The 22257-nt window shown below is 62.9% G+C and carries 17 protein-coding genes; 9 read left to right on the forward strand and 8 right to left on the reverse strand.

Going from position 1 to position 22257, the window contains the following annotated elements; translation table 11 throughout:
- Positions 1 to 1398, reverse strand: a complete 1398-nt coding sequence (gene argH, locus KA354_09370) for an argininosuccinate lyase (protein ID MBP7934839.1) — start codon at positions 1396 to 1398, stop codon at positions 1 to 3.
- A gap of 49 nt (positions 1399 to 1447) precedes the next feature.
- Here argH and KA354_09375 point away from each other — a divergent pair, with 49 nt between their 5' ends.
- Both KA354_09375 and KA354_09380 read left to right on the forward strand, forming a co-directional pair.
- A complete protein-coding gene (locus KA354_09375; protein MBP7934840.1) occupies positions 1448 to 2647 on the forward strand; it encodes a DUF1570 domain-containing protein in 1200 nt (399 codons plus the stop codon).
- Between the two features lie 187 nt (positions 2648 to 2834).
- Positions 2835 to 3032: a hypothetical protein gene (locus KA354_09380; protein ID MBP7934841.1), complete on the forward strand. Its 198-nt coding sequence runs from the start codon at positions 2835 to 2837 to the stop codon at positions 3030 to 3032.
- A gap of 127 nt (positions 3033 to 3159) precedes the next feature.
- On the opposite strand, the gene KA354_09385 is transcribed toward KA354_09380, so the two are convergent.
- Positions 3160 to 4905 carry an Rne/Rng family ribonuclease gene (locus KA354_09385; GenBank protein ID MBP7934842.1) on the reverse strand — a complete coding sequence of 582 codons (1746 nt, stop codon included), beginning with the start codon at positions 4903 to 4905 and terminating at the stop codon, positions 3160 to 3162.
- A 24-nt stretch (positions 4906 to 4929) separates the two neighbouring features.
- Between KA354_09385 and KA354_09390 the strand changes: the two genes are divergently transcribed.
- Positions 4930 to 5274, forward strand: a complete 345-nt coding sequence (locus KA354_09390) for a hypothetical protein (protein MBP7934843.1) — start codon at positions 4930 to 4932, stop codon at positions 5272 to 5274.
- Between the two features lie 620 nt (positions 5275 to 5894).
- Here the strand turns inward: KA354_09390 and KA354_09395 are convergent.
- The 5 genes from KA354_09395 to raiA all read right to left on the reverse strand — a co-directional run bounded on the left by KA354_09395 (position 5895) and on the right by raiA (position 9706).
- Positions 5895 to 6590: a TIGR03936 family radical SAM-associated protein gene (locus KA354_09395; protein ID MBP7934844.1), complete on the reverse strand. Its 696-nt coding sequence runs from the start codon at positions 6588 to 6590 to the stop codon at positions 5895 to 5897.
- Between the two features lie 129 nt (positions 6591 to 6719).
- On the reverse strand, positions 6720 to 8459 hold the full coding sequence (gene ptsP / locus KA354_09400; GenBank protein MBP7934845.1) for a phosphoenolpyruvate--protein phosphotransferase: 1740 nt from the start codon (positions 8457 to 8459) through the stop codon (positions 6720 to 6722).
- 6 nt (positions 8460 to 8465) lie between these two features.
- A complete protein-coding gene (locus KA354_09405; protein ID MBP7934846.1) occupies positions 8466 to 8693 on the reverse strand; it encodes an HPr family phosphocarrier protein in 228 nt (75 codons plus the stop codon).
- A 140-nt stretch (positions 8694 to 8833) separates the two neighbouring features.
- Positions 8834 to 9307 (reverse strand): PTS sugar transporter subunit IIA, encoded by a 474-nt coding sequence (locus tag KA354_09410; protein MBP7934847.1) that lies wholly within the window; start codon positions 9305 to 9307, stop codon positions 8834 to 8836.
- A 48-nt stretch (positions 9308 to 9355) separates the two neighbouring features.
- The gene (raiA, locus tag KA354_09415; GenBank protein MBP7934848.1) at positions 9356 to 9706 is read right to left on the reverse strand and encodes a ribosome-associated translation inhibitor RaiA; all 351 of its coding nucleotides are present in this window, start codon (positions 9704 to 9706) and stop codon (positions 9356 to 9358) included.
- A gap of 219 nt (positions 9707 to 9925) precedes the next feature.
- Between raiA and KA354_09420 the strand changes: the two genes are divergently transcribed.
- The 4 genes from KA354_09420 (at position 9926) to KA354_09435 (ending at position 18239) form a co-directional block, all read left to right on the forward strand.
- Positions 9926 to 11791, forward strand: a complete 1866-nt coding sequence (locus KA354_09420) for a hypothetical protein (protein MBP7934849.1) — start codon at positions 9926 to 9928, stop codon at positions 11789 to 11791.
- Complete coding sequence (locus KA354_09425) at positions 11788 to 13317, forward strand: hypothetical protein (GenBank protein MBP7934850.1); 1530 nt, start codon at positions 11788 to 11790, stop codon at positions 13315 to 13317. Before KA354_09420 ends, KA354_09425 begins: the two co-directional genes overlap by 4 nt.
- 589 nt (positions 13318 to 13906) lie before the next feature.
- Complete coding sequence (locus tag KA354_09430; protein MBP7934851.1) at positions 13907 to 15004, forward strand: M48 family metalloprotease; 1098 nt, start codon at positions 13907 to 13909, stop codon at positions 15002 to 15004.
- A 4-nt stretch (positions 15005 to 15008) separates the two neighbouring features.
- Entirely contained in the window at positions 15009 to 18239 is a 3231-nt protein-coding gene (locus KA354_09435) for a hypothetical protein (protein ID MBP7934852.1), read from the forward strand.
- Positions 18240 to 18260: 21 nt separating this feature from the next.
- On the opposite strand, the gene KA354_09440 is transcribed toward KA354_09435, so the two are convergent.
- On the reverse strand, positions 18261 to 19748 hold the full coding sequence (locus KA354_09440; GenBank protein MBP7934853.1) for a sulfatase-like hydrolase/transferase: 1488 nt from the start codon (positions 19746 to 19748) through the stop codon (positions 18261 to 18263).
- A 284-nt stretch (positions 19749 to 20032) separates the two neighbouring features.
- Between KA354_09440 and KA354_09445 the strand changes: the two genes are divergently transcribed.
- Together KA354_09445 and KA354_09450 are read left to right on the forward strand one after the other, a co-directional pair.
- Positions 20033 to 20230 (forward strand): Flp family type IVb pilin, encoded by a 198-nt coding sequence (locus KA354_09445; protein ID MBP7934854.1) that lies wholly within the window; start codon positions 20033 to 20035, stop codon positions 20228 to 20230.
- A gap of 336 nt (positions 20231 to 20566) precedes the next feature.
- Positions 20567 to 22204, forward strand: coding sequence for a hypothetical protein (locus KA354_09450; GenBank protein ID MBP7934855.1), 1638 nt, complete (start codon positions 20567 to 20569; stop codon positions 22202 to 22204).
- Positions 22205 to 22257 lie beyond the last annotated feature (53 nt).

Here is a 22257-nt window from a genome sequence, read left to right on the forward strand (position 1 = left end):
CTACCGGCTGCCGCCCAGGCGTTGTTGCCAGTAGCGGATCTGCTCGGCTGCGGAAGCCGGCCCGGCGTTACCCTCGCTCCTGTACCGGTTGACGACATTGGTCGCCCCGAGGTAGTCGTAGACGTCCTGGCCGATCCGGTCGCATACGGTCTTGAAGTCGTCCAATGAGAGTTCGGCCAGTTCGCGGTTATGGTCCTCGGCCTGGGCGACCAGCCGGCCGACGTACTGGTGGGCCTGTCGGAAGGGGACGCCCTTAGCGACCAAGTACTCGGCCAGATTGGTCGCATCCAGGAAGCCTCGTTGCGTGGCCTGGGCAAGCCGATCGAGGTTGAAGCGGGCGTGACGAACGACTTCGGCCACGATCTCCAGCGATGCCTTGAGTGTATCGTGAGCGCCGAACAGGTAGATTTTATCCTCCTGAAGATCGCGGTTATAGGCCTGGGGCAGTCCCTTGGTCAGGGTGAGGATACCGAGCAAGGCGGCGTACACGCGTGCCACCTTGCCGCGGACCAGTTCCATGACGTCGGGGTTCCGCTTCTGGGGCATCATGGACGAGCCGGTACAGAATGCATCCGCGATCCGAATGAACTGGAACTCCTGGGAGGAGTACAGGACCCAGTCTTCGGCGAGCCGTGACAGGTGGCCGGCGCAGATGGCGGCCGCCGCCAGGAACTCGGTGATGAAGTCTCGATCGCCGGTGGCGTCGATGCTGTTTCGTGTGATCGCGGCGAAGCCGAGTCGCCGGGCCACCGCGTGCCGATCGATTGGCAGGGTTGAGCCGGCCAGCGCCCCGGAGCCGAGCGGGCAGACGTTGGCCCGTTTTCGAGCGTCGGTGAACCGGTCGAAGTCGCGATCGAGCTGTTCCACATAGGCCAGCAAGTAGGCTGCCGCGGTGACCGGCTGGGCCCGCTGCAGGTGGGTGTATGAGGGCATGACCGCGTTGACACATCCGCCAGCCATTTCCACCAGTGCGGTCTGAGCGCTTCTCAGCAGGGGCAGCATATCCAGATCGATTGCGTCGCGGGTGTACAGTCGCAGATCGAGGGCCACTTGATCGTTACGCGATCTTGCGGTGTGCAGCCGCTTGCCGGGCTCACCGACTTTGGTGATCAGGGCTCCCTCGACGGCCATATGGATATCCTCACAGGCGGGGTCCCACTTGAACCTATCCGCCCGGATTTCGGCCTCGATCTCCTTCATCCCCCGGACGATCGCCTGGCAGTCGGCCTTGGTGATCAGGCCGACCTCGGCGAGCATCTCGGCGTGAGCCACGCTCCCGGCGATGTCATACTGCCACAGACGCCGATCGAAGGAGAGGCTCTCGACATAGCTCTCGGTCAGGCAATGGGCGGATTCGGAGAACCTCGCCTGCCAGCTTTTCTGCGTTGGTTTCGACATTGCTGCAGTACTCCCACAAACAGCGCCGCATGGACTATAATGCGAGAGCATGGAGTTTGCCACTCTCCTGTCGCTGCTGCTCGCTCTTCTCTCGGCTCCGCCCGGGCCGGCCAAGCCCGCGAGCGCCGCGGCGAGCTCTTCCTTGCCGGTCGACGCGAAGCAGGAAGCTGCTTTGCTCCGCGATGCCGGGACGGGCTTTGCCATCAAGCGGACCGCGCATTTTGTCGTGGCTCACAATGTTCCCCCCGAGGTAGCCGATGAACTGACCGCTCGGTTCGAGCGCACGTACCTTTCGATCTACCGTTTCTGCGAGCACAACAGGATTCAGGTGGAGTATCCCAAGCAGCGACTTGAAGCGTTCTTTTTCGACCGCCGCGAGGAATACGACCGTTACGGGGCCCGCATTTCCTTCTCGTCTCCGGGCACATTCGGCGTCTACAGCGAGTCCAGCAACCGCTCCGCGTTCCTGAACGTGCACAATGACCCGCAGTTCGTCCAGCTCCACGCGAGCCTGGTGGCATCGCGCCAGAACCTGGACCAGCTGTCGAAGGCGATCGCCAGAATCCGTGACAATCGAACCGTGGTGGAGTTGAGCTTCAGCGACGGCCGGCAAATGCGACTCAACAAGCAGCAGGCTAACCGGGAGCTGAACCAGGCTCGCCGAGAGCTGAAGAGGATCTCCGGCCAAGTGGACGACTACTCGGATCGGATCAACCGTACGGTCATCCAGCACGAGACGGCTCACCAGACCTTCTACAACGCTGGTCTTCACCGCCGCGGGTCGGACAATCCCCGGTGGCTGGTTGAAGGGCTGGCCTGTCTGTTTGAGACTCCGCCCAGCTCGGAGGGCGTGGGCATTGCGGCGATCAACAGGATGCGTCTTGACGATTTCCTTGCCGCGGTGTCGGGTGATCGCGAGTTCGGCCGAGTCACGGCCGAGGATGTGCGCAACGCCATTGTTGCGGGCCGAATCGCTTCGCCTCGCGACCTGATCACGCGCCCGGGTCTCTACCAGCAGCATGACGGCCAGGGAGCGGTCCACTATGCTGTCACCTGGGCGTTTCTGCATTACCTTCACCGGACTCGCACCGATCAGCTGGGGGCGTTCCTGCGGGCCGTGAGCGACCGGAGACCCGGCCAGCGTTTCTCGGCGGAGCAGGAACTTGCGTTGTTCGAGCGGCACTTTGGACCGCTCGACGAGACGTTGCTCCAGCGATGGAGTGCTTACATCTGCAAGCTGCGGAGATAGGAAGCGGGTTCCTTTCGCCGCTGACCAGGATGGTCGGTTCTGCCGGCGGTGCCGCCTCGCCCGGACGGCGCCTCTTCCCTACGCAACGGTCGTGGGCCTATAATGCGGTTACGGACCCAGGCGTGGGCATCTGGCATTCGGGCAGGTTGGCCGGGTGCTCTCGTGGGTTCTGCTGGAGAGACTCGTGATGAAGCTCAGGTTTGTCTTGTCTTCCGTGCTGGCCGGGTTGCTCCTGCTGACCAGCGCCGGCTGCGGTGATCAGTTGAGGGATTCGTTCAAAGTCGGCGTGTTCACGTACGTCAGCGGCACGTTCAGCAGCCTGCAGTTGCCCACGCAGATCAGCGACGCGCTGGTGAAATCGGTTATCAGCGGATTCGGCCGCTGAGCGGCCCGGAACAGCGGGATGGAAGGCACCCCGAGGGCGTTTTCTCAAGCTGTCGCGGCCTCACCCGAGCAGACACCAACCGGTTTGAGTGGCAACCGCCGGACATGCCGTCGGGCGGCAGGCATGTTCAGTCGACCATTTCCTCGAATCGGCTATCGTCATCGTTCCGTTCCGGCTCGGCCGGTCGCGAGCGTTTGCCGTGGACGTCGCGTTGACGACTGGGGGCCTCGGGCACGTCGATCACGCGAACGACGCCGCCGCGCTGATCCAGGCACTCGAAGAGGTACTGATCGGGGCCCAGGTGGCTATCCCCGTGGATGGTGATGCGGATGCCGGTGTCCTGTTCCATCGCGAAGATCTTGGCCCGTTTGTGGTTCTGCAGGTGGAACGCGACCGACGGCGGGACGCGGACCGAGACTCTCTCCACCTGCTCGTGGTGTGTCGCGACCGCCAGCAGGCGGATGACGTCAAGCGTCATAGACTCGGCGTTCTTGATCAGTCCGGTGCCATGGCAATGCGGGCAATCCTGGTAGATGCTCTTCTTGATTGACGGGCGCATGCGCTGGCGGGTGATCTCGATGATGCCGAACTGGCTCATGCGGAGGCACTTGGCTCGCTCCTTGTGCTTCTTGAGTGCGTCTCGGAGGCACCGCTCCACCTCGCGGCGATGCTTGTCTGTCCGCATATCGATGAAGTCGCAGAGGATGAGGCCGCCCAGATCGCGCAGCCGCAGGTGTCGGGCGATCTCGTCGGCTGCTTCCATATTGGTGCGGAATGCGGTCTCTTCGGCATCGTCGTGATCCCGGAACCGCCCGCTGTTGACGTCGATGGCAACCAAGGCCTCGGTTGAGTCGATGATAAGCGATCCGCCGGATGGCAGCGGAACGACGCGGGAGTAGAGCCGCTCGATCTCCTGCTCGATACTGAATCGGTGAAACAGAGGTTCGTGGCCGGAGTACTCTTCGACCTCGGAGCCGCCACGGGGCATGGCGATCGAGAGGAAGTCCCGCACCTTCTGGGCGGTTTTTGTGCAGTCGACAATCACCCGGTTGAATTCCGACGAATAGACGTCGCGGATGGTGCGGATCACCAGATCGGATTCCTGGTAGAGTTCGCACGGCGCCCGGTCGCTCTTGACCCGTCGGGCGACCACGTTCCAGAGCCGCTGGAGGTAGGTGAGGTCGCGCTGCAGCTCGCGCTTGGTCTGGTCCTGTCCGGCGGTGCGGAGGATGAAGCCCATGTCCTTGGGCAGATCGAGCTCATCCAGCAGCCGTCGCATTTTCCGGCGGGCTTCCTCGTCCTCAATCCGGCGGGAGACACCCAATCGGTTCATACCTGGCATCATGACCAGGTACCGGCCGGGAATGGAGACGTAGGTTGTCAGCGTCGGGCCTTTGGTACCGATGCCTTCCTTGATGATCTGGACGATAACCTCTTGGCCGCGGCGCAGGCACTTCTGAATCGGCGGCCGATCGCGGCGCGGTGTCTTGCGGCCGATGTCCTCAATGCCCCTCATGCCGTCGGGGAAATACTGCGGCTGCAGATCGCTGATGTGGAGGAAGCCGTTTTTGGGCAGTCCGAAATCGATGAACGCGGCCTGAATGCTAGGCTCGACGTTGGTGACTCGTCCCTTATAGATATTGCCCACATGCGAGGCGGAGCTGTCTCGCTCGATAAACAGCTCTTCCAGGCGGTTCTGATGAACGATGGCGATGCGGCATTCCTCGCCTTCCGCCACATTGATGAGCATAGCCCGTTCGTCGGGCTTGATGGCTCGGAGGGTGTGGGCTTTGCCCTCGCGCGACGGTGCCGGGGGTGTAGCCGGCTGATCGAGCCGATGGTTTTTCTCCCGCTGGTCGTGGCCTATCGGCAACCGATCCTCGCGAGGCCGTCCCTCATGTTTCGATGGCGCGTGGGCATCGCGGCCCCGGTGGTCGTGGCCGGGCGCGGATCGCCCGTCACGAGGTCTCTGATCGTGGGTGGGGGCTGGCCGGCCGCCATGGTCTCGGTGTTCCGGCGCGGGCACGGTGTGCGGGGTGTGTGCCTGTCCGGACCGATGGGTTTGTTGTATGGCGCTCTTGCCACCCCTGCCATCGCCGCCGCCGGGGGTGCCATTGGCGTTCTGGCCGGCCTCGCGATCTCCTCCTCGCCGGCCACGTCGACGACGTCTTCGCCGGCGACCTTCGCGCAGCTGGCCGGCTTGCCCATCGTTCTCACCTTGGCGATCCGAGCTCTCGGGTGACAGCCTGGCGGTTCCCGGCTCGGCCTGCAGCGGCTCCCAGATCTGCTCGCGTTCCTCGAAGGCTGCGATATCGCCGTTACCCGCCGCGTCGCCTTGGGGAACGACGGCCGGTTTCGGGGGTGGGGTGTCGAATCCACCGAGCGGGGTCGGTGGCGGCTCGGCTTGAGGTATGGGCTCGACGGCGGGAGTTGGAGGCGATTCTGCGGCGGGAGCCTGGGCCTGTGGTTCCGTCTTGCGCCGAGTGCGCGTTCGGCGTTGCCGTTTGGCCGTCGGCTTGGTTTCCGTCGTGGTGTTCCCTGGCTCCGGCTGGGGCTCGATGTCGTCTTTCGACTTAGTCGTCTTCAGGACCGTTGGTGCCGGTTCCACCTCCATATCGTGGAGGCCGAAGCCGAAGTCATCGACGTTGCCGGCGGTGCGGGCCGGTTCTGGGGCCTGAGGTGTTGGCACCTGGGGAGGGGCCTGCGTCGCCAGCGGCGCGTTGGCATTCCGGCCCGGCTTCGCTGTGCGTCGGGGACGACTGGACTTGGTTTTCTTGCTGGTTTCTTTCGAACTGGATTGGGTCATAAACTACCTGCTCTCGTAAGTTCCACGTCGGAGCAGCGGTTGTCAGGTTGGCCGTTTCAAGCCAGCGGACGGTCGGCCTCGTCGGAGGACGGTTCCGATGCTCCGGACTGGAGTCGGTCTCGGTCCATCCACGCCACCCGCGTCCGTCTGACCCGGTGCAGCCAGGACGCGGCGTCGAGCCCCAAGGCCGTGAGGATTTCCGCGGGACGGGCACCGCCCTTCGGGTCCACCCGGACTTTCCAGTGGAGGGTGTTACCGTCCACGCCGACCTCGACCAGCAGGGCACGAAGATCGATTCTCCTACCGGCTTTGCCGCCATTCGAATCGCGTTCGATGCACCAGTGGTGTTCGGCCATGAGGGCCGCCGCCTGGGCGGCCGCGCGGATTGCCGACTCGGCGGACAGATCGACTGAGTACTCCACCTCGCAGGGCTGGACTGTTCCGTCCGACGCCACCGGCCAAGCTTCCCGAAGTCCGAGGCCCTCGGGCATCTGGGGCTCGAGCCGTTGTCGCACGTCCTGGGCGTCCATCGGTTCCGAGAGTTCAAACACTGCCAAGTCCGCGTCGCTGGCGATCCCCACGGAGCGGGGCAGCGGCAGCGACACTCTCGGTTTCGGATTGAACCCTCCAGAGAACTTCACCGGCACCCGGCTTCTGGCCAGGGCCCGCTCGAAGAGCCGCATCGTGTCACGGTGCGAAATGAACCTCAGGTCGCCCTCGATCGCAAAGCGAATGGCCACCTTATACCGCAATGAGCTCCTGTTTCCTTCATGAATACCGTTAGTGATTCGTCATGCCACACCCGCATACGGCGGATATGGCCCATTTGTCTGACCGAGTGCCGCGTCACCGCGGCGTGTCGTTCATCACTCTCCCACTCACTAGAGGCTTTCAGGTGCGACTTTGCGCACCTCGTCGCGTAGGTAGTTGCTTACGAGTCGGTCAGTCTCGTAGGACAGCGCCTTGCGCGCGATCCGCTCGGCGCGGGCGACGGTTGTCGAGCGGATGATTCTCTTGATCTCCGGGATATCGTTGGAGGCCATGGAGAACTGCCGCAGCCCGATTCCGATCAGGAACAGGGTGTACAGCGGTTCGCCGGCCATTTCCCCGCACAGGCTGCACGGCACGCCGGCTCGGTTTGCCTTCTGGATGACCTCTCTCAGGGTGTGGAGCACGGCCGGGTGTGAAGCGGTGTACAAGGGGGCCACCCGCTCGTTGTTGCGGTCCACGGCCAGGGTATACTGGATCAGATCGTTCGACCCGATGCTGAGGAAATCCACCTCGCGCATAAACTCGCGAATCTGAATGGCTGCCCCCGGTGTTTCCACCATGATACCGACGGGGATATCACGGCGGAATGGCACGCCCATTTCCTCGAGGTCTTCCATCGCGTCGCCCAGGGCCATTTTGCCCTGCCGGAGTTCCATCAAGCCCGAGATCAGGGGGAACATGATCCGGACGTCGCCCTCGGCCGACGCCCGCAGGATGGCCCGCAACTGGATCTTGAACAGGTCGAGGTTCTGGAGGCAATAGCGGATGGATCGGAGACCGAGGAACGGGTTGCGTTCCGGCTCGGTGGCCTGCTGGCGGGTGTACTTATCGGCGCCGAGGTCGAGGGTGCGGATGATGATTGGCCGCCCCTTCATAGCCCGGACCACGGAGTAGTAGGCCTCGCAATGCTCCTGCTCGGTGGGTTCGGTTTCGCTTCGCAGGTAGAGGAACTCGGTCCGGTAGAGGCCGACGCCTTCGGCCCCTTTTTCGAGACAGAGGGCGGCCTCGTAGGGGAACTCGATATTAGCGACCAGCGAGATCCGGGTTCCGTCGATTGTCACTGCGGGCTTGTCGCGCAGTTCGACGAGGCCGACCGCCACCTCCCTCATTCGCTGTTCTTCGCGGCGGTACTCTTCGACCATCGCCGGGTCGGGTCGGATGATGGCCAGGCCCTTGGTGCCGTCGAGGATCACGGTGTCCCCGTCGCCGACGGCCTGAGAGATGTCCTTGAGACCCATGACCGCGGGAATGCCCATGGACCGCACGACGATGGCGGTATGGGAGGTCAGGCCGCCGGTGTCCATCGCCAGGGCAAGGACCTTGGTCCGGCTGAGGTTTGCCCCTTGGGACGGGGTCAGATCGTGGGCCACGAGGATGACCTGATCCTGGAGGTGGGCGAGGTCTTCCCCGGACCCGCCGCACAGGTGCCGCAGCAGCCTACGTTCGATATCGCGGATATCGCGGACCCGTTCCCGAAGCAGTTCGTCCTCCATGTTGAGGAACCGCCGCTGGTAGTCGCGCATGATTTCCCGAACGCTGTACTCGGCGGTATAGCGGTGGGAGGTCAGGAGGGCGGCCATCTGCTCGCGGAGCCGTCCCTGGCTCATGACGCCGTAGTGGAAGTCGAAGATGGCGGCGATGTCCTGGCCGACCTGGTGGGCGGTGGTCTGCCGCAGGCTGCTGAGTTCGGCGAGGGAGGCCTCGAAAGCGGCGTTGAGGCGATCCAGTTCGCGGGCAACCTGTTCCGGGGCCACGGGCTCGTGGGATATCCGGTATTCCTCGGCGCCGAGCGTGACCGCGGTCGCGATCGCAACGCCGGGCGAGACAGGGATGCCTTTCTTGATCTCCATGCCGACTCACATTTCGCCGAAGCCGCCTTCGATGAGTGCCGCCAAGGCTCCGAGGGCCCCGTCGGCGTCCTCACCGTCCGCGAGCAGCTCCAGTCTGGTGCCTTTCGTGGCTTCCAGGAGCATCATCTCCATCGGGTTTTTTCCATCGACCTGGCAGGTGCCCTTCTTCACGACCACTCGAGATTGGAACTGCCGGGCGATATCCACGAACCTCATCACGGGTCGCGCGTGCAAACCCTGGTCATTGGGGATGATCACAACCCGGGAGACTTCTGCCAAAGTGATCTCGGCTACTTACCTGGAGACCATCGATATCCCGTTGACGAGCGGGGTGCCCGATCATGGGGGAGCCCCCGCGATCACAGCCATCGAGATCATCCGGCGGGAAGCTCGTCCGCCTCCTTGATCAGGTCCACGATCTCTTCCTTGGTTGACGCCTGCCGCAGGAACCGCCGGAAATTATCGCGTTGCAGATGGCGGAAAATGTTCTCCATGGACGCCAAATGCTGGTCCGGGTTATCGGGCGGACTCAGCAGCAACACCACGATGTACACGGGAGCGCGATCCAGAGCGGCGAAGTCCACGCCGCCGCTCGATCGGGCGATCGTGGCGGAGATGCCCTTGATGGCCGCGTGGCGAACGTGTGGTACGGCCACACCCTTGCCGAAGCCGGTGCTGCCCTGGTTCTCGCGCTGAATGACGGCCTTGCTCACGGCGGCCGCCTCGTCCTCACTCAGGCCGATGCATGAAGCGATGGCGTTGACCATTTCCCGGATCACGCCGTTCCGGTCGGTAGCCTGAAGGTCGGGAATGACGGCGTCCGTCACGATAAAATCAGTTAGCTTCATGGTTTAGCACCTGTCGGCCCAACTTCTCTGGGGTCGCGCCTTTCAGCGTCAGCTTGCCTGCTCCGTCACCTCATCTTCGGTCATTTTCGTACCTGGTTTCACGGAACGTCTCCGGTGTCGGAGCTTATCTTTGTGCTTTCGCAGCTGCTGGCTGAGTTTGTCGATGACCAAGTCGATTGCCTCGAAGAAGTCACCTGCCGCGACCTGGCCCACAAAGGACTGCTTGTGATCGGTGTGGATAACGACTTCGACGCTATGCTGGATCTGCTCCCGATCAATGATGATATCGATACGGTCGATGCGGTCGAAGAAGCGGGCCAACTTCGAGGCCTTGTCCTCGGCATATTGTCTCATTGGGTCGGTGATATCGACATGCCGCCCGGTCACGGAAAGCCGCACGCATCAACCTCCTTCTGCGCGAGCCGCCGGCAACCGCGGATCGCCATGGAATGCCGGGCAGGGCCTACCATGCGCCGGTGGCCCTTAACCACGCAGCGACAAAGGATTGTGGCTCAGCCCCTGACGAACAGCAAGGGAATGTACGGCATCGATCCCGCGGCGTCAATACCGCCGGGGCTGGTTTGCAAAGCCCCGGAGGCGGCTCTAAGATGCCCAGCGATGTACCAGGTTTACTCTATCCAGCGTCCGGGGCATCCCCGATGGGCTCTGGCGGCCAGTGGGCTTCTCCTGGTGGCGAGCGTTGGACTGGCCTGGAGCCTGATCCAAGCCAAATCTCGCGGCACCTACATGCCCCTGGAGGACCGGTCCCGTGACTATCCGGCGTGGGGCATGCGTGCGAGGTTGCCGAGCGGGTGGAAGGCGCTGGATGGTGCGAGGGTTGCCAGTCTTCCGGCGGTGGTGGCGGCGGTGGCCGCTCCGGAGGAATCGGACCGGGTTGCCTGCGTCTTTCGGGGGAATCGTCAGCGGTTTGGGGTGCCTTCGGCCCACGTTCTTGACGTACTTGAGGAGGCGTTCGTTCACCTTCGGCTGGCCGGCGATGTGGAGACTGAGCCGGCCATGATCGGTCCCTTTTTCGCCCGCACGGTCCGTTCGACGGCTGGCGACAGTGTCGGCAAGGCACCGGGCTCTCACTTTCTTGCCCGGGTAGCCTTTGCCCCGGACGGTCAGACCTTCGGGATTCTGCTGCTGCTGCCCCGAAGGCCGACCGACCGCGACAAGCAGCTCCTGGACGAAATGGGTCAGCATCTCCAGCTTCTTACGCTGACACTTGACGAATCTCCGGCCAGGCTGATGGCGGAGGCCGGCATCCGATTCGATCCTCCTTCGAAGGTGAGGTTCGTCAAGCCGGAACCGCCGCCTGGGCCGCTCTTGCCGCAGCTTCGCCTGATGAGTGATGATTCGTCCGCCTGCTGGTACTTGAGCATCTGGCAAGCGCCGTTGCTGGGAACGCGGACCTGTGCGCAGCTGGTTGAGAGTCTTGCCCTCACGACCCTTCGCCAAGGCAGGCTCAGAAAGCAGCCCACCAGGAGCACAGTGGCCGGGCACGAGGTCGCGCGGCTGAGCATCTCGCCGGACGAAGAGGCCCAGCCCGGCTCGGGCGCCCAGATCTGGTGTGTCCAGATGGATGGTGATACCGCCCTGTTTCTTGTCGGGCACCATGAAGCCGAAGCGGGGCCCAAGCTGAGCGAAGTCTGTGCATCGATCGTTGCCGGCGTCTCATTGTCCGGCACCGACTTTCTCCTGGACACGTCTGCCGCTCTTGAAGCAGGTCGTCGGTACCTGCGCGAAGTCGCCGCAGAGAAGCTTACCAGTAAGTGGGGTGATCTGGTTAACCGTCGCCAGCGTTTCGTGCTTCGCGGATTGGCCGGTGTCCGGCTCCAGGAGGAGACGTCCTACCAAGTGGCGCGGAGGGAAGATGGCTCTCGCTGGTGGCGACAACTGACCACATACTCGTTGCCGGGGCCCTTGGCCGCGATGGTCCCTGCCGCCACGGACGAATGGTTTGTGCGTGATGACGCCAGCGGACATGAGGGCCGGGTTCGATGGCCCGCGAACTCGGCGACCGATGAGCGGATCGAGTACCTGGAGACGCGTTCTCCAGGGGGGGCCGAGGTGGTATGCTCTCTGAGCATACCTGAGAAGGAACCTCGAGACTGGACGTTGGCGGTAGATGGCAACTACGCGTGCCAGCCGGTTCTTCTCGAAGCGGCGGCCAAGGTGGCCCGGGATCCCGACCGGCATGCCGCCCTGTTCTCCACGAGTGAGGTTTTCAATCCGCACTTGTCCTGGGTCATGGCGAACCCGCTGGGTGAACTGCCTCTGCCGGGCTCGGAGGAAGATCGAAGCGCGGCGGCTGTCCGGCTATGGACCGATTATGAAGACGAACCGGAGATCCTGTACTTCGACGAATCTGACCACCTGATCGGCATGAGTCTGGAGAGAGACCTGCACCTGGAGCGTGAGAGCCGTTCCTTCAGACGCGACGACTCCCGGTCCTTTTTCGATCGCAGACAAAGATCATGAGATTCGGAAAGACGCACCTGAACGGAGGAGGAGACGCCCCACTGACCCATCCGACGGCCGTGCTGGCCGTGCTCGTGCTCCTGGGCCTGCCTGGCGGGTTCACGGCCGCCCAGGCGCCGCCCGTTTCGGCAGCCAGCGACAAGAGCCGGCTCGACGAGAGCCCTTACGTGGACGGCAGTTTTGGCTTCTCGATCAAGACTCCGGCGGGATCGATCGTGCAGCGTGAGAAGAAGCTGGTCGGCCTGGCCGATGTCGAGATTGTCCGCTTTGTCCAACCCGAGTTCGCCTGGTCGCTGGTGGTCCGGCTGTCCAAGTCCAATCGGGTACTGAGTACCGACCTGATGCTCGAGGAAGTGAGCCGGAGTGTCCGGGCCGAGCACCAGGAGATCAAGCCGATTCGGAGCGAGGCCGCTCGTTTCGCCGGCCGGGAGGGTATTCGGTTCGCCGCGACGTTTGCAGGCGATAACCAGACGTGGCTTCGGCAGCAGGCGGTGATCGCCAAGTCGCCCACCGAGTACTACAGTCTGATTCTGCTTTCGCCTGTTGACGATCAGGCTGCGGCGGCATCGGTGTTTGAGCGAATCGCCACGAGTTTCGAGATCCTGCGTACCGAGGAGGCCCAGCGGGAGATCAACGAGGCACTTCGGCGCGGCCAGGCGCTGATCCAGTCGGTTTTCGCCGATCCGAATAAGCTACGTTCGCTTGCGGCCCACGATGATTATCTTTTCGTTCTGCAGGGTGGCAAGGAGATCGGCTTTGTCCACATCCACTGCACTCCTTTCGACTACGGTGGGCGCCAAGGCGTAGCCGTGCGTGAATGGAGCTGGGTGATGAAGTCCGATGGAACGACCCAGCTTCTGCATGACATGTTCGAGGGCGCCGGCCTGCCATTCTCGCGATGGGAGACCATGGTCCGCACCATCAGCCCTATCCCGGCGGGTACGGATGTCATCACCAGTCTGGCGCAGCTCGAACGGGGCATCCGTCAGGACGACACGCTTCTGGTCACCTACACTCGGAAGGCCGACGACGCGGAGATGAAGGATAAGGCCATCACCATCGAGTCGAGCTTCGCTTCGCCTGCTTTCCTGCTGCTCCTGCCCCGGCTGGTGGACCTGACCAAGCCCGAGCTTTACGCCTTCTCCGCGTTCAGCACCGATCGTCGCGGTCTCAGTCTGCGTACCTTTCGCATCCTTGGCCAGAAGGAGGCCTTGATCGACGGTCGACGAACACCGGTGTTCACCATTCAGGACAGCGAGGGGCTCTTGCCTCCGGTTAGCGAGCTGCTGGTTGACGGCGGGGGCCGGCTCCTGCGTGTCTCTTCCGGACCGGTGGAGATGGTTGGTACGACCCAGGCCGAGGTGGAACGGCGGTACAAGACCCGCGTGGATGCCGCCCTGGCCATTTTCCAGAAGAAGCCTGTTCGACTGCCCATGCCGCCGGACCGGTCGGCGGAGAAACCGGGAGGAATACCGAGCACTGCGGTTCAGATTCCGGTCCCGACGAGCAGGCCTTCCCCGCGCTAGCTTCCGGCCGGCATGGCACGGTGGCGCCTACCGGCCCGTAAGAACCTATAACTTGTTGCGATATATCATGTTACATCAACCGCGAGCGCCGGACGGCGGTTGATTCGATGGGGCATACCAGCGTGACTGGCATCCGCAGGACTCCGAGGTCAGTCCTGGCGCCGCCCAACCCATCAACGCCCTGGCGGAGGCTGTTGCCCGGGGCGTGGGTGGTGTGATGGAGGAGTGAGGGGTTGGGAATGTGGCCGTGTTCAGCTCATCCGGCAGCGTGTTCAACGAGCTCGCCAACGTGACCCCGGTCCCCAATCACATCGCCCAAGGCCTGATTGCGTGTTCGCTGATGCCGACAGAAGTAGCGGGTGGTTCTCGTGGAGCTGATCCATCGGCCGAGTGCCTGATGGCGGGGTGATGGCTGTCGACCTCGCGGGCCCTATCGGCAGTGCCAGTTCGTGATCACCCTCGGCGGGGACTTCTCAGACCAGTCCGGCCCTGCTATTCTTGGGTCATGGATGTACCCATCGCACCCAGTGTACCGGATGAACCGCAGCTCTGTCAGCCGCACGTTCCCAAGCAGCGGCCGCGGGAGGAAGTGAAGGCTTACCACAAGATCAAGCGGACCTGCCACTTGGTTGACATCGGGCTCTCGCTGATCTACTGGGGGCTTTGGCTCGCCCTAGCCTCTCCTTTTGTCATCTGGCTGGACAGCTGGATCGACGCCCGGTGGCTCGCCCTTATCGTGGCGGCCCTGGTCATGTTTGGCGGGAGGATTCTGTTGCTGCTGCCGCTGAGCTACTACGACGGGTTTCTGCTGGAGCGACGATACGACCTGACCAACCAGACGCCGAGGAGTTGGCTAGTTTTTGAGATCAAGGGCTGGCTAGTGCAGTTCGTCATCGGGGGGATCCTGGTGGCAGGCTTGTACGCTCTGCTCTGGTACTCGGGTCGGCTTTGGGGTCTGTGGGTGTGGATCGGGGTCATGCTCTTCAGCATCGGCCTGGCCAAGGTTTTCCCGCTGGTCATTCTCCCGATTTTCTACCCGTCCAAGCCGCTGGAACGGCCGGCCCTGGCGGAACGTCTGAAAGCCCTGGCCGGGCAGGCCGGGATGACGCTGACCGGCATTTTCAACCTGGGTCTCAGCGCGGAGACCAAGAAGGCCAACGCCATGCTGGCGGGTCTCGGGTCGACCCGGCGCGTCTACCTGAGCGACACGTTGTTGGACGCCTTCCGGGACAACCAGATCGCAGTCGTGTTCGCTCACGAGCTCGGCCATCACATCCGCAAGCACATCTTCAAGAGTATCGGCCTGGCGGCCGTGGTGACGTCCGGTCTTGTGGCTCTCATCCGCTGGCGATTGAACCCGTTCGCGGGCGGCCCGCCCGACGACTGGGCAGGCTCGATCGCCGGGCTGGCCGAAGTCGGGATGCTGTTGTGTCTCTATCCGCTGGTGGTAGGCCCGGTCACATACGCGATCAGTCGGCATTTTGAACGTCAAGCAGACACCGACGCCCTGCGCATGACGGATGATCCAGGCGCATTCCGTGAGGCTTTCGAGCTGTTGCGGGACATGAATCTGGCCGACCCGAATCCACCGCGATGGGAGGAGATCATGTTCGACGATCATCCAGCCATGGCGAAGCGTATCGCCATGGCCGATGAATACGCCCGGCAGAAAGGCCAGCGGGGATAGGATCATGATCACGAGGCTCTTCTCGGCCGGCACGATAGCCATCATTCTGTTTGCGCCGCCGGCGCGGGCCTTCCATCCGGCCGTGAGCCGGAACGGCCCCATCGAACTGAGTCTGGAGGGGCCGGCGAAGGTTGCTGAACGTGCCATCGCACTCACGGCCACGATCAGGAACACCGGCGATGGTCCGGTTTCCGGGAAAGTGCGGATCCAGGCGATTGACGATTGGCGGGCCATTCCTGCCGAAGGCCAGTCGTTCCTGGTTCCCGGTCGTTCACAGCTTCAGCTCGCCTTCCGGGCGACCGCGGGACCGAGCACCTACAACGCCCTGTACCCGTTCCACGCATTTGCCGACTGTGAGATCGCCGAGGAGAAGCTGGCCTGCCATGTGGTTCTGGTGGTGGAGACCCAGTTCGCGGATCCACCGCGTCCTGCGGTCACATGCGTCGATTTCAGGCCCATCGAGGTGCGGGCGAAGTCCAGGCTGGCGCTCTGGCGGGTTCCCGTTCACCGCACGGTCATCCAGTTGCGTGACAGGAAGACGACCGTGCAGCCGCCCGGATGGAGTGGTGCTGAGTCGACTCACCGAACAAGCGTTTTCTTCAACCGATCTGAGAATCGTGGTACGACCAAGGCGGTCATTGCCATACATCCGCCCTGGCATGGACAGTCGGGCACGGCTCTCCTGGAGTTCCCCTTGCGCCTTCCGGAGGAAGGCGCGATTGAGCTATGCTTCGCCCATGCGATCCGGTCGCATCATGTGGAAGCCGGCGAGCCGCCCAGTGACGGGGTGACATTCCGGGTTCGAGTGGTGCCGATGGACGCCTCTGCGGGCGACTTTGGCGAGATCCTGTACGAGCAGCACACTGACGCGAAGGTGTGGAAGGAAGCGAGAGTAGACCTGACCCGCTTTGCCGGCCGCGCCATCCGTCTGCAGCTCGAGTCACACCCCGGTCCTAAGCATGACACGACCTGCGATGAGTCCTACTGGGGCGAACCGCTGATCGTGGCCGGCTCCCCCCCACCCCCGCCGCCCCTTCCGCCAGACTCGAACGACGGGTCGCGAGTTCTGGGCACCGTCATGCTCGACATGAAGCCGTGCGAGGTCCGTTTCTGGCCTGGAGCGAGAGGGATACTCGATGGCACCATCGCGTTCTCGCTCGGTGACCGCCGGCTCTGTTTCCGAGGGTTCCAGGTCACGGTTGCGGGCAACCGGCTGGACGATCCGGCCTCGCTCGCCACGCCGGTGGAGATTCGCGAGGAATCGCCGGGGCCAGGATATCGGGTGCGCCATCGGTTCACGGACCCACTGGGAAACTCCTATGACCTCCTGGGCAGCCTGCAAGTCGAGGGATACGGTCTCAAAGCCGCGTTCCGACTTGACGCCCTTTCCGACCCGAAGCCCTGGTCGAGCATTCGCATCGAGGACCTGGCTGCCGGTCCGTGGAGCGATCTCGCCGAGCGGGTCTACGCCGGTGTCGGTAATGTCATCGTCAAGCCCGAACCGTTTTCGCTTGGGTTTGACGGCCACCAGTTGGCCACGTCGTTTGTGGGCCTCGATTTCGCCGGGGGCCTGTCGGTGGTGCAGGCGGTTGACGTGGTTCCCTCGCGGTTCGCGGTTGATCCCGGTGCGAAGCACTACAGCCTGCACTCCGCTCACGCCCAGACGTGTACCTTCGTCCCGGCCACTGACGTCTGGCAAGCGGTGCGTGCCTGGCGGAGCAACAACGGGTTACGAGCCGGCGCCGGAGTTGCCAAGCTTGCCGGCCGGGCGGTCTTCGACCTCTGGGGCGGCCGCTATGGTCCATCCGCCGACGCGCTTGAGCGGGCCTGCCGATACGGGTTGACCGATTCTGTTGTCGTCTGGCACAACTGGCAGCGATGGGGTTACGATTATCGCCTGCCGGACATTCTGCCGCCCAATCCCGATCTGGGGACGCCGGCCGAGTTCCGCCGACTTGCGGACACCTGCAGGCGTCATGGTGTTCTTTTCGCTCCGCACGACAACTACATTGACTATTATCCCGACGCTAACGGCTACTCTTACGAGGACATCGCCTTCACTTCCGATCGGCGGCCTGTTCGTGCATGGTTCAATCCTGGCCCCAAGGCCCAGTCTTATCGCTGGCGAGCTGATCGCATCGGTCCGGCTGTCGAGTGGAACATCCACGAGATTCATAGGGATTACGCTCCGACTGCCTATTTCATCGATGTCTTCTCGTCGATTCAGCCGTATGACTACTGGACGCACGACGGCCAGTTCTTCGACGGGAATTTCACGCGCGACGTCTGGCGAAGCACGTTCGCGCGGATCCGCGCGCAACTCGGCGAGAACGCTCCGCAGATCTCGGAGAGCGGCCATGATCAGTTAGTCGGCTGGCTGGACGGTGCCCAATGCAACCATCTGCGCGTTGACGCCAAGCCTCCGAAGGAATCCTGGACTGTCTGGCGGGTGGCATGCGTCGAGGCCGAGCGGATCGCCTGGTTCGATGCCGCGCATCATGCCCTCTTCGTACTGCATGGTGCGGGCTACCAGGATCGCTACGCCGGAGGACTCGACCGCGCCGCGCACGGCATCTACAGCGACGACTACATATCCGCCGAGGCGATGACCGGCCATCCACCCATGGTTTCGGAGCCCTTCGGCCGCAATGTTGTCCGCAAGTACTGGCTGCTGCACGATCTGGGCGGTGCCCTTGGCCGGGCGAACCTCCAGGATGTCATCTTCTTCGAGGGCGACATTCACCGGCAGATCGTCTCCTGGTCGAACGGAGGCAGGGTGTATGTCAACCGTGGCGAGAAGGAGTGGACAATCGAGGGGCACACTCTGCCTGCGTATGGGTTTTGGGCGACAGTGCCTGTAGCCGAGGGTGGGCAGGTCGAGGCCGCCGTTGAGAGAGTCGGCGGGGCAGTCGTGGAGTGGTCTCGATCGCCGGCCGCCTGGTATGTGCACGCGCGGGGGGCGGGAAGTGGACCGATTGCCTTCGGGCCGATTGCGACCGACGGAGGTCTGCGGCTGACCAAGGATGTCGCGAAGATCCGTGTGACGGTTCTTCCTGACAGCAGGCCATTCCAGATCATCCTGCAGCGCGAAGGTCCGTTCTGGTCTGTGCCAGCGTCGTCTCGCCTGGAGGCAATCGACGAAGGGGGAAAGCCCCTGAAGGCTGTACCGATCGGGGCATCGTCCGTTGCGATGACCTGGAGCACTGAAGCCGGAGTCTTCGCCTACCAATTCTAGGAGTCCCCAGACCGGAGGCGGCTACCGGTTCGGGGGCTTCTGAGCTGTCGGGCGGCCCCAGTTGGGTTTGCTCAGATCGCAGGGGTCGCCATGCTGTTTCATCTCTACGGTCAAGCGGGCCTTGAGCTCCCTGACTCGCTCGAGCTGGCTCGGATCGCCGGCCAAGTTCTTCGTTTCCCATGGGTCCTGCTGAAGATCGAACAGCTGAGTAGTCTCCTGGCCAGCCACGTTGTAGAGGATGAGCTTCCAACGATCGGTCCGAAGGGCACGCTGGCAATCGCGATATGAGAGGAACAGGTGATCCCGAGGTCCTGGTCCCCCTTTGCTGGCCACCGGGAACAGGCTCCTGCCTTCGATTTCGATGGGCGTTGGCACCTCCAGCAGATCACACAGCGTAGGGTAGATGTCCAGCAGATAGCACAGCGCGTTTCGCTTCTCAGCACGGGGCAATCCAGGGCCCGCGATCAGCAAGGGCACGCGTCCGCTGTGCTCATAGAGGCTCTGCTTACCCATGAGACCGTGCCGTCCGACTGCAAGACCATTGTCGCCCGCCAGGATGACAATGGTGTTCTCCGCGTCGCCGGTCTCCTTGAGGGTGTCGAGGATTCGGCCGATCTGAGCGTCAAGGTGTGTGATCATCGCGTAGTAGGCCGCGATGTGCTGGCGGGCGATCTCCGGTGTTCGTGGCCAGGGGGCCAGTTGCTCATCACGTCCTCGCAAGTCGCCATTGTCGAAGGGGTGCTCGGGCAGGAAGTTCGGTGGAAGGAGGACTCCTGTAGTCGGATAGAGGGTCGCATACTCCTGTGGAGCCATGCGCGGATCATGGGGAGCGGTGAACGCCACGTAGAGGAAGAACGGCTTGTCCCCCTTGTAGTCGTGGAGAAACCGGATGGCCGTATCACTGAACAACTCGCTTGAGAACTTCTCGCCCGGCCGGTTTCTGCCCTCCGGGTATTGTCCTGTCGGATCGAAGTCGTAGACCGGCACCCTGAGATGATCGGACATGCCGCCGAAGAAAACGTTGCCTCCCCGGGTGAAGCAGCGCGCGAACGATGCCCGATCGTTATGCCACTTGCCCGTGCCAAAGGTGACGTAACCATGTCTGCGCAGGAGTTCAGGCAACGTCAGGTGCTCCGGAGGGATAACCGCGGCATTGGGTCTCAGGTGAAAGAGCGTCCGGCTGGTCATAAGCATCGCCCTGCTGGGCATACATACCGCGCCGTGCATCGAGCCCATCACGTGGGCATGGGTGAAGGCCACACCGCTTGCGGCCAGTCGATCCATGTTCGGCGTACGGATCTCGCGGTTGCCAAGCGCGGCGATGGTGTCGAAGCGTTGATCGTCGGTCAGGAGGAGCACGACGTTCGGCCGCCTCGAGATAGCCGCAGTCTCGGGGTGCGCGGCAGCGACGGGCGAGGTCGCGGACAGGGCCAGAACCGCTCCGGCCAGAAGCCGGAGGCTGGAGCGGTGGCTCGATAACACGCGTCTCGCATCGGTATAACTGAACATGATCTCGTGCTCCTTTGAAGGCGCTGTTTGGATCTGAGAGCTCTGGTGGGACCGCCTTTCCACCTGATTGACGTGTGCCGGGCATGCATCCGGATACGCACCTGGCAGCCGGCCGCACCCTCATGACTTCGCGGTATTCTAACGGCCGATAAGCATTGGGGCGAATGGACGGGACGCGTTCTGGGACGCTGGCCATCGGCTCTCTGCCCTAAGTGGGAGTTCTGTTTGCATTTGCCCATTTTTACATGTTACGTTTGTCCGTAGCTCATTTGGGAGGGAAGCCGATGAGATCTGGATTCCTGGGTAAATGGCGCGGGCGACTGGTCAGGTTTCTCGTGTCGCAGGATGGCCCTGCAGCGGCCGAGTACGCCATCCTGCTCGCCATGATCGCCGTCGTATCGATCGGCACGATCCGATCGATTGGCGAGCGGTTCTACAATCTGTACACCATGATTGCCAACTCCGTCGGCAATGTCATGTAATGCCACCTGCATTCCGCCCGGCGTGAAGAGGTCGTCGACCGGGCAAGTCTGGGCGCGTACTTCCAGGTCTGGGCCGTTCTCGGCCCGAGGCTTGATCTGCCTACATCCTCCCGGCCGTTTCGCTTCAGCATGGTCACCTAAGACTGCCCCACCCAGCAGTGCTGTCGTCTGCCACCGCTGACGCTGGAGGGAATGTTACACAGCCGTTACAGCGCTCCGTTCGTTTCTGATGTACATCATTCACAGAGCCCGCCGCACAGGGACCGGAGAACCGCCGGCCGCTAACGGGATGGCCATTTTCAGAGAACCGGGCGAGTTTACGAAAGGAGCATTTCGATGGCTGACCATGTCGCGCGTTGGTTCCGATTCACGACCGTGAGGGGGATCGCCGGCTGTATTCTGATGATGGCGGATCCTTTGACCTCTCCGACCGCTGGCGCGCCGCCTGTTCGCCCGCCGGCGTCCCAGGCGGCCTGGCCGGTTGACAATCCCCAGGTCTGGCAACCGCGTACCCGGTCGGTCGCGGTTTTCAAGAATGGAATGGGCTTTTTCATGCGTGAGGGCGAGGTGGCTCTTCGGGACGGCTGGTGTACGGCTCAGGCTGTGCCGCCGGCTGCATTTGGCACGTTGGCTTTCTACTCGACGAACCAAGGTCAGATTGTCGACGTCGTCGGCTCCGGCCCAGGTGAGACAGTCGACTTCGACGACCGGGACGCACCGAAGTTGGCAGCTGAGAAAAGGGAGCGGATCGAAGCGTGCAGCAACATGAAGATCGCGCTGACTTATACTCACAAGGGTGTCACCGGCTCGGCCAGCGGCAAACTGGTGTCGGTCAGCTCCGATTTCGCAGTTCTGGAGAGCGAGCAGCACAACTTCGCGGTGGGGCTTGAGGAGATCACCCGGCTGCAGCTTCTTGAACTGCCGCTGCGGATCCATGTGGCCGACGCCACGCACAAACCGCCGGCCAGGGCCGCCCTGGGCATGGCCTACCTGCGTCAGGGAATCACCTGGATTCCGGAATACACCTTCAGGATCGTCGACGACGAGCATGGGGAGCTCACCCTGCGGGGCACGGTGGTCAACGAGGCTGAAGACCTCATTCACTGCGACGTTCACTTCGTCGTCGGTGTCCCGCACTTCATCCACGACAACCTGCTGGCCCCGATTGCGGTGGGCCAGGTCATTCGCACGATCGGAGCCTCGGTCGCCCCAATCCAAACCAGAAGCCAAATTGCCAGCGACGCCTTTCTTTTCTCGAACGCGATCCGGGCCGACCAGGTTGGTCCGGGTGTCGTGGAGCAGCCTGCGGGCGGCGAAAACCGTGATATCCGTGCCGTGCTTGGCAATCTACCGAGCCTGGAAGGCCCCGCGAGCGCCGACTACACGGTCTACACCAAGAAGGATCTCACCCTGCGGCAGGGCGAGAAGGCCATTGTCACGCTGTTCGTGAAGAAGATCAGCTATTCCCACATTTACCGCTGGAACCCGCCCGCCCAGATTGCCCATTACCTGGTTCTACACAACGATACGGACACCGCCTGGACCACTGGGCCCTGTCTTGCCATCGACGGCGAGCGACCGCTCAGTGAAGACCTGATCAAGTACACGCCGAAACAGGGTCACTGCGAGATCCCGGTCACGACTGCGGTCAACGTGGCCTGCAACAGGAGCGAATCCGAGGCTGACCGCAAGCTGAAGGCTCACAGTCCGGCTCCCAACTTCTTCCTCGACCTGGTCACGCTCCGGGGCGAACTGAAAGTCCGCAGTTTTGAGAAGACAGCGGTGACTGTCGCCATCGAGACTCCGGTACCCGGCAAGCCGACGGTCGCCTCGGATGACGGCGATCTCTCGGTGGACACTTCGAAGCTGCAGCTGCTGGAACGGAGCGGGGCGATTCGCTGGCAGACTCGGCTGGACAGCGGAGCCAGCAAGACACTGACGTACCAGTACGAGCGGTACGTGCCGTCGAAGTAGAGCAAGCACAAAGAAGGTGGAAGATTCGGATGTCAGGTGCAGGTTCATGGTGA

The sequence above is a fragment of the Phycisphaerae bacterium genome (assembly GCA_018003015.1).
Classification (GTDB): Bacteria; Planctomycetota; Phycisphaerae; order UBA1845; family PWPN01; genus JAGNEZ01.